The sequence below is a fragment of the Candidatus Angelobacter sp. genome (assembly GCA_035607015.1).
Lineage (GTDB): Bacteria > Verrucomicrobiota > Verrucomicrobiia > Limisphaerales > AV2 > AV2.
In genome coordinates this window covers 1-8,468 of sequence record DATNDF010000127.1, presented here as the reverse complement: position 1 = coordinate 8,468, position 8,468 = coordinate 1, and the positions used below count along the sequence as shown (strand labels likewise).

Annotated in this window: 6 protein-coding genes; 5 read left to right on the top strand and 1 reads right to left on the bottom strand. The window is 60.7% G+C overall.

Annotated elements, in window-relative coordinates; genetic code table 11:
- Positions 1–261 precede the first annotated feature (261 nt).
- From rnr to VN887_05260, 5 genes are all read left to right on the top strand, one after another.
- Positions 262–2,526: a ribonuclease R gene (gene rnr / locus VN887_05280; protein HXT39415.1), complete on the top strand. Its 2,265-nt coding sequence runs from the start codon at positions 262–264 to the stop codon at positions 2,524–2,526.
- Positions 2,527–2,718: 192 nt separating this feature from the next.
- Entirely contained in the window at positions 2,719–3,519 is an 801-nt protein-coding gene (locus VN887_05275; GenBank protein ID HXT39414.1) for a prepilin-type N-terminal cleavage/methylation domain-containing protein, read from the top strand.
- 139 nt (positions 3,520–3,658) lie between these two features.
- A complete protein-coding gene (locus VN887_05270; GenBank protein HXT39413.1) occupies positions 3,659–5,020 on the top strand; it encodes a PQQ-binding-like beta-propeller repeat protein in 1,362 nt (453 codons plus the stop codon).
- Positions 5,021–5,131: 111 nt separating this feature from the next.
- On the top strand, positions 5,132–6,637 hold the full coding sequence (locus VN887_05265) for a serine hydrolase (protein HXT39412.1): 1,506 nt from the start codon (positions 5,132–5,134) through the stop codon (positions 6,635–6,637).
- A 394-nt stretch (positions 6,638–7,031) separates the two neighbouring features.
- Positions 7,032–8,096, top strand: coding sequence for an alpha/beta hydrolase-fold protein (locus VN887_05260; GenBank protein ID HXT39411.1), 1,065 nt, complete (start codon positions 7,032–7,034; stop codon positions 8,094–8,096).
- Between the two features lie 84 nt (positions 8,097–8,180).
- Here VN887_05260 and VN887_05255 read toward each other — a convergent pair.
- On the bottom strand, positions 8,181–8,468 hold a 288-nt coding region (locus VN887_05255; protein HXT39410.1), incomplete at its 5' end, for a hypothetical protein.

The following is an 8,468-nucleotide window of genomic DNA, read 5'->3' as shown; positions in this document are numbered from 1 at the left end:
CGGATCTGATGGCTGCCTGTCAGCGCGTGGTCGGATCGGCGTCGCAGGAATCCGATGCCCACCGACAAATCACTGGACCCGAAGGTCTGCGAAAGCATTCGGGTTTTACCTCCATCGGTCCGTCGCCGTCAGAAGCGTATCCTGACGCGCGTGGCGTGAACGGGTCCGCAAAGTAAACCGGGTTCGGTGTTGGAAAAGCCCGAACGTTCAGTCATGGTGGGCGTGAAGAGTTCGTGATCCGCCATCGGCGAAATACAACTCATGGAAGAACTGATTTTAAAATTGTTGGGCCGGAAAGATTACGCGCCATCCAACGTGCCGGAACTGTTGCGGCGACTGCAATGGCCGCCGAACCGCCAGCAGGAGTTGCAGCGCGTGCTGCGCGGACTCGAACAGGCGGGACGGATCGCTCGCACGAAAGGCAATCGCTACATCCAATCGCGGGAGGCCGATCTCATTCCGGGCCGGATTCAGATCAATCGTCAGGGCAAGGGCTTTTTGCAGCCCGACGATGCGGGGTTGAAGGAGATCATGATTCCCGAGAACGCCACGGCCACCGCGCTGCACGGAGACCGCGTGCTGGTGCGCCGCGAGGTCCGGCCGCGCGGCTTGCGACCCGAGCGCGGCGCCGCGCAGGAGACGGGTTCAGTGATTCGCATCCTGGAGCGGAAACGGACGCAGATCGTCGGCACGCTCCAACGCGGACGGCAGTTTCTTTACGTGATTCCCGATGACCCGCGCATGCGGCACGATATTTATGTGCCTGAACCGCGCGACGTGGGCCGGCCCGCAAACATCGGCGACAAGGTCGTGGTCGAGTTACAGGAATGGAAAACGCGGAACTCCAATCCCGAAGGACAGGTCGTCGAGGTCCTCGGCCCGCCGGACGCGGAGGGCGTGGACATGCTGTCCGTCCTGCGCCAGTACCAGCTCCCGTTGCACTTTCCGAAAAACGTCCTCGCCGAGGCGCGCGCCATCGGGACGACTGTCGCGCCGCAGGAGCTGGCCGGGCGCGAAGATTGTCGCCGGCACCAGGTCGTCACGATTGATCCGGACGACGCCAAGGATTTCGATGACGCGATTTGCCTGCAGCGCGCCTCGCAGGATCAATGGAGGCTCCGGGTCCACATCGCCGACGTGTCGCACTACGTGAAGCCCGGCAGCGCGCTTGACGTGGAAGCGCGCAAACGCGGCAATTCGACCTACCTTGTCGACCGCGTCATCCCGATGCTGCCGGAGGCGTTGAGCAACGAACTGTGCTCGCTGAAGCCGGACGCGGATCGCCTGACCAAGTGCGTCGAGTTTCTGGTGTCGGACGATGGCCGGGTGTTGAGCACGAGGTTTTACGCGGCGGTGATTCATTCGCAACGGCGTTTCACCTACCGGGAGGTGTTCGAGATCCTGCAGCGCCCGCCACAGGGTGGCATCGAACGAATGCTGCACGACGCGCATGAACTGGCGCAAAAGATCCGGCGGCGGCGCTTCAAGGACGGATCGCTCGCGCTGGATTTTCCCGAAACGAAAATCCGGCTGGACGACCGGGGCCGCGTGTTGTGCATCGAGAAGATTGAGAACGACGTCTCGCATCAGTTGATCGAGGAATACATGTTGCTCGCCAACGAAGCCGTGGCCGCGCGGCTGATGAGCCAGCGCCAGAAGGCGATTTATCGCGTGCATGAGGAACCGGACGAACGGCGTCTGAACGAATTTCGCGAAGACGTGCTCAGCCATCAAATCCCGTGCGGCAATCTCACCCGGCGCCCCGAGGTCTCGAAGCTGTTGCAGAAGCTCGACACCATACCTATCGGGGCGGCGCTGAAGATTGGTTTTCTCCGGTCACTGATGCGCGCGCGTTACGCGGTCGAACCGCTCGGTCATTACGGCCTCGCCAAGGCCAGATACACGCACTTCACCTCGCCGATCCGCCGCTACGCCGATCTCGTGGTGCATCGCGCGCTGTTTGAAAAGAGCCAGGGACCGGCGCATTCCCTCGAGGAAACCGCCGGGCATGTCTCCGACACGGAACGCAATTCCGCCGACGCCGAACGCGACAGCAAGGACGTGAAGATGTACGCGTTTCTCAAGGCGCAGTTGCGGATGGCGAAACCGCCGGTGTATCCCGCGCTGGTAACCGACGTGCGCAACTTCGGTTTTTTCGTGGATGTGCCCGGCCTCGCGATGAGCGGGCTGGTTCACTGCTCCAGCCTCGCGGATGACTTCTACGAATTCGACGAGGCGCGCGGCCAGTTGACCGGACGGCGCAATCGCCGTGTGATCCGCCTCGGCGACCAGGCGCGGGTGCAGATTGCCAGCGTGGACAGCTTCAAGAAGCAGGTGGATTTCCGGCTGGCCCGCGAAGAAAGAAAGGAACGCGACGACCGCCATCGTCCCAAGGAGCGTCACTCCCCGCGCCCGCAATCACGCTTTCAAAATCAACCGCAAAAATACCGGTCGCAACCCGCGCAGCCGCAGATTCCGTCCTCTCATTCGGGCGCGAAATTCAGCCGGCAACGGCGCCGCCGGTGATGGCCGGAAGGAGTGAACCCCCATTGCTCTCCAGGTCGTGCCAGACCCCGCGCCTGGCATCTCCGACGCACAGTATTCCAGGAGTCCGACGAAACGCTTCCCCTGTTCCACGAGCGGAAAGGACCGGGTGCCTTTTGCCGGCAGGGCGCTTTTGGACCTTGGCTAAATGCATCAAACCGTCCAGTCTGCGGCATGGTTTCAACCGACCGACGCGGCTTCACGCTGATTGAGCTGCTGGTCGTCATCGCCATCATCGCCATTCTTGCCGCCCTGTTGCTGCCGGCCCTGGCCAGGGCCAAGTCGCAGGCGTTGCGGATCGCCTGTCTCAACAATCACAAGCAATTGCTGCTCACCTGGACCTTTTACCAGGATGACAACAACACCAGACTCCCCTCGAACGTGCGCGGGGCTCCGCCCAAGGGAGGCGGATTGAACTGGGTCGAAAGCACCATCCACGGAGCCACTCCGGGCTTCACCGACACGAACGCGCTGATTGATCCCAAACGGGCCGCGTTCGCCGCGTACCTCAAAGCCGCGTCGGTGTACAGGTGTCCCGCGGAACGGACCGTCTATACCGTGGGGAACCGGCGCGTCCCCAAATTGCGGAGCTATTCGATGAATGATTATCTGAACGGCGGTGTGGAGCAGTACGCGCCCGTCCCTCCCGTGACGTTTTACAAACGCGGTTCCGAATTTGGCAGGCCGTCGGATCTCTTTGTGTTCATCGACGCGGAGCCGCTCAGCATTTGTTACACCCCGTTTGAAATCCCCGTCTCCAACACGCAGAGTTTCTTCACGGCTCCGGGTGCTCTTCACGATCGGAAAACCGGAGTGCTCTCCTTCGCCGACAGCCATTCCGAAGCGCATCGGTGGAAGAAGCCGGCGCTGCGGACCACGACGCCCGGGCTCATGTCCAATCCTCATCCGGCGCCGAGCGACCGCGAGGACGTGAGTTATGTCCGGGCACGGTCGCATCATCTGGCCACGCCCTAGGTCGGGCGCTTTTTCCGGACAGATGCGGCCACAAACCTCAAGTGACAATCCCATCGGGCGTGCAATGATGGCGGCCCCCTGATCGCACGCAGAGGCCGGCGTCGTTGACTTCGCGCAACGTCCTTTTTACCCTGCCGCCATGAACCCGACCAAAGGCCCGTCCTTCTATTCCGAAAAAGCGTCCGCGGTTATCAGACACTGCGGATTGCTTTCTGCGCTGGCGCTGCTCGCCGTTGACTGCCCGTCCGCGCTGGCCGACTGGCCGGAATTCCGCGGGCCCACCGGGGACGGCCATGTCTCCGCGCCGGTGGACTCCAAACCCGTCGGTCTTCCGCTGCACTGGAGCGAGACCAACAACATCAAATGGAAAACGGAGATTCCGTATCGCGGCTGGTCCACTCCGGTGGTCATGGGCGGACAGGTCTGGCTGACCACGGCGACCGAGGACGGCCACGATTACTTCGTCATCGGTGCGGACGCGGACACCGGCAAGGTTCGCTTCAACGAAAAGGTGATTCACACTGACAACCCCGAGCCGCTGGGAAACGGCGCTTCCATGAATTGCTACGCGACGCCCTCGCCCGTGATCGAACCGGGCCGGCTGTATGTTCATTTCGGCAGCGTCGGGACGGCGTGTCTCGACACAACCACGGGCAAGGTTCTCTGGAAACGAAACGATCTGCCCTGCCGCCATTACCGGGGCGCCTCTTCGTCGCCGATCGCTTTCGAGAACCTGTTGATCCTGACGTTCGACGGCGCCGATCTCCAGTACATCGCCGCTCTCGACAAGAAAACCGGCGAGACCGTCTGGAAAACAAACCGCTCGGTCGCATGGAACGACGAGAATGTGCCGGGACCGATGGCCAGGGATGGTGATTTGCGCAAGGCCCACAGCACGCCCTTGATCGCGAACGTCGGAGGAACACCTCAAATGTTCAGCTCCGGCGCCAAGGCGGCTTACGGGTACGACCCGCGAAGCGGCAAGGAGCTCTGGAAGGTTCAATACAACGACTGGTCGGTCGCGCCCCGGCCGGTTTACGGGCAGGGCCTGGTCTTCCTGGTCACGGGCCTGATGAAAAGGGAACTCTGGGCGGTCAAGCCCGACGGTCACGGCGACGTGACCGATACGCATGTCGTGTGGAAACTCAACACCCACGTGGGCAAATACGCCTCGCCGCTTCTGGTGGATGGTCTCATCTACACGGCGGCTGAGGAGAGCTTCGTGACCTGCGTCGATGCTGCCACGGGCCACGTGGTTTGGACGGAACGCATCGGCGGCAAATACGCCGCCTCGCCGATCTACGCGGACGGCCGGCTGTATTTCTTCAGTCAGGATGGCACGACCACCGTTCTCAAACCTGGCCGCACTTTCGAGGTTCTCGCAACCAACACACTGGCGAATGGTTTTATGGCGTCGCCCGCGGTGTCCGGCAAAGCGTTCTATTTGAGAACGAAGACTGATCTTTACCGCGTTGAATCCCCGGCGTCCCAACAGAAATAAGTCTGATCACCCCGGATTTCCCTCGTGGTAAATGCGGTGGGGTGGTTCGCTTCCGACAATTCCGTTCGTGACAGCCCGCCCGCCGTTCGATAAGAAGCGATCCGATCTCCCATGAATAACTTGACCCGATTCTGCCTCCTCGTCGTCCTTCTGGCCAGAACTGTGCCCGCGTCGCACGCCGCCGGCCCTTTACCACGCAGCGCTCCCGAAGCACAGGGTGTTTCCTCCGCCGCGATGTTGGACCTTGCGAACGCGCTCGATCAGCAGATCGACGGCATGCACAGTCTGATGGTCGTGCGCCATGGCCAAGTGATCGCCGAAGGCTGGTGGGCTCCCTACGACGCGGAACACAATCACGTGCTCTACTCGTTGAGCAAGAGCTTCACCTCGACCGCCGTGGGCTTTGCAGTCGCGGAGGGAAAATTGAGCATCGACGACGAGGTCCTGAAATTTTTCCCCGACGATGCGCCGGAGAACCCAAGCGCTAATCTCAAAGCCATGCGCGTGCGCGACCTGCTGATGATGTCCACCGGCCATCAGGACGAGCCGTCCGCGGCGCCGGATGTTGTCTCGCCGAAGTCGTTTCTCGCCCAGCCGGTGCCGCATCTGCCGGGCACTCACTTCAAATACAACACCGCGGCCACATTCATGCAGTCGGCGATCGTCCAGAAGGTCACCGGCCAGACCGTTCTCGATTTTCTCCGGCCGCGCCTGTTTGCGCCGCTCGGCATCGAGCACCCGGTTTGGGACACGAACTTTCAGGGCATTTCCCTGGGCGGTTACGGGCTGCGCGTGCGCACGGAGGACATCGCGAAGCTCGGCCAGCTTTACCTGCAACGCGGCAGTTGGAACGGCAGGCAACTGCTCCCGGCCGAATGGGTGGCGATGGCCACGTCGAAACAGACCTCGAACGGCAGCAATCCGAAGAGCGATTGGAATCAAGGTTACGGTTTCCAATTCTGGCGCTGTCGGCACAATGCGTATCGCGGCGACGGCGCGTTCGGGCAGTATTGCGTGGTCATGCCTGATCAGGACGCGGTGGTGGCGATCACCAGCGGCGTCAAGGACATGCAGGCCGTGCTGAACGTGATTTGGGACAAGCTGCTGCCCGCGTTCCAAGCGAAGAAACTGAAGGCCGACAGCGCTGCCGGCAAGCAACTGACAGAGAAACTTTCGCATCTTGAACTTCGCCCCGCCCAAGGTGCAGCGACATCTCCCCTGGCTGGCAAAACTCTGAATCGCAAATTTGTCTTTCCCGACAACGACCAAAAGATCGGAAGCCTGGCGCTCACGTCGTCGGATTCCGGCAAGACGCTGACGCTCACGGCCCGGATGAACGGCAAGGAAGTCACGATCCCCTGCGGCCATCAGGAATGGAAGAAATCCCGGGCGCCGCTGCTGGGAGGGCGGCTGGCGCAATTTCCCGACGAACCGACCGCGGGCACATTCGCGTGGCCGGCTGATAACACCTGCGTGATTAAACTGTGCGCGTACGAAACGCCCTTCCAGACGACGCTCACCCTGAAGTTTGACGGCGACCAGGTAACGTTGGACTCGGAAGCCAACGTGGCGTTTGGACCGACAAAACAGCCGCAGTTGACCGGACGGGCGGAGTAAGCCGGGCGGAAATCCACAACGCGAAATCTTAATTTGAATCATGCGTTGTTCTCTTCTCTCCGCAACAAACGGTGGTTACCCGCCGAAGGGCGCATCTGACTTTCTTGCAGCCCTTGGGCTGTGACGGAGTTCCGTTAGGATTTTCAATGGAGCGCGACTGTGTCCACAGGACCAGTCGCAGCGGGTTCGGCAATGCCAAACCAGCGTGAATAGAATTGTCCGGAGCATTTGTGAATTCGGACTTGCTGCGGCTGGGCTTCGCCACAACCGCGCTCCTAAAACCCGGTCGGAATTTTCTTGCCGAGCTACTTGCAAGAAACTGAGATGCGCCCCTCGCCGAACCCGAAACCACTTCCCGCTTGAATCCTCTCCCAAATGCTCTAAGTCCTTGTCCATGCTGAAACCCAAATTCTTCTCGCTTTGTGCTTCCTGTGTGGCCGTTGGAATCGTCGGTCTGTCCGCCCACAAAGGATCGGCTGCCGATACGTACACCGAAAACCCCGGCACGCAAGGCAACGGGGATTTTACCATCGGTCCCGATTACAAGACGGACCCCGATCTCACGGACAAGGGCAATCCCAAGGGAAAGAACTTCGAGTTCTCGATGGCCCTGGCAGACAGCAAAATTTTCAAGGGCGACGACACCACGCTCGAGCCGGACAAGAAGGCCGTGCGCAAGGAACGGAAAATCTTCGTCTATGTGCCGGCCGCGTACAAAGACGGCACCAGGGCGCCCTTTCTCATCATCCATGACGGGCCGGGTCAACTCGGCCTGGTGCGCAACGCGCTGGACAACCTGACCATCTCCAAGGATCCGAACCGCAGCCTGCCGGCGTTTATCGCGATCGCGGTCGAAAACGGCGGTAACGACGGCAAGAACAGCGAGCGCGGTCTCGAATACGACACCATGTCCGACCGGCTGGCCCGGTTCATCAACGACGAAGTCCTGCCGGCGGTGCTCAACAACGCCGACGTCAAGGCCGCCTACCCGCACATCGCCTTCACGGCCAACCCGTGGGGACATGCTGTGATCGGTTGCAGTTCCGGCGGCGCGGCCGCGTTGACGATGGGCTGGTTCCGGCCCGACTTGTTCCGTCGCATCATCGCCTATTCCGGCACCTTCGTGGATCAGCAGGACGACGATGCGCCGGAGGAAGCCAAATTCCCGCTCGGCGCGTGGGAATACCATTCCGGAATGAAACTGATTGAAAGCAGCGAAAGGAAACCGTTGCGCATCTTCACCCACGTGTCTGAACACGACCTGCGCGAAAACGATCCGGAAGGAACCCAGCACAACTGGGTGATGGCCGGCAAACGCACGACGGCGGCACTCGAAGCCAAGGGTTACGACCATCGCTTCGTTTTCAGCCTCAATACGAGGCATTGCGACGGCAAGGTTTTCCAGCAAACTTTGGCGGATACACTGGTGTGGATCTGGCGTGGCTACCACGCGGATTAAACCGTTTGTAACTCGACTTTCGCTTTATCGTCCGAAGCCAAGTGGCTGGATTAACAGCCGAAGCGTGGGGCCAGAGTCTTGCGATCAAGGCGGCTGTTGGAACGCACGGTAGAACCCGGCAGGCAACAGTCCAGCCCCGTTGTTGGTGAGCGTCACGATACCTCCCGTTCCTACGACCAATTCTGAGAGTGGCACCCACGAAGGTGCTGACAAATCCGGCGTGTATTCAAGGCCGTAGGCTTTGTCTGAAACAGAGGTAAATTTGAGAAGTATGCTGCTGCCGACTCTCTTGACACCGATGATCCTGAGGACGTAATCCACTTCCACGGCACCGATGTCGGTGCCGTCGCTTCCCAATCGGTTTGAGATTGA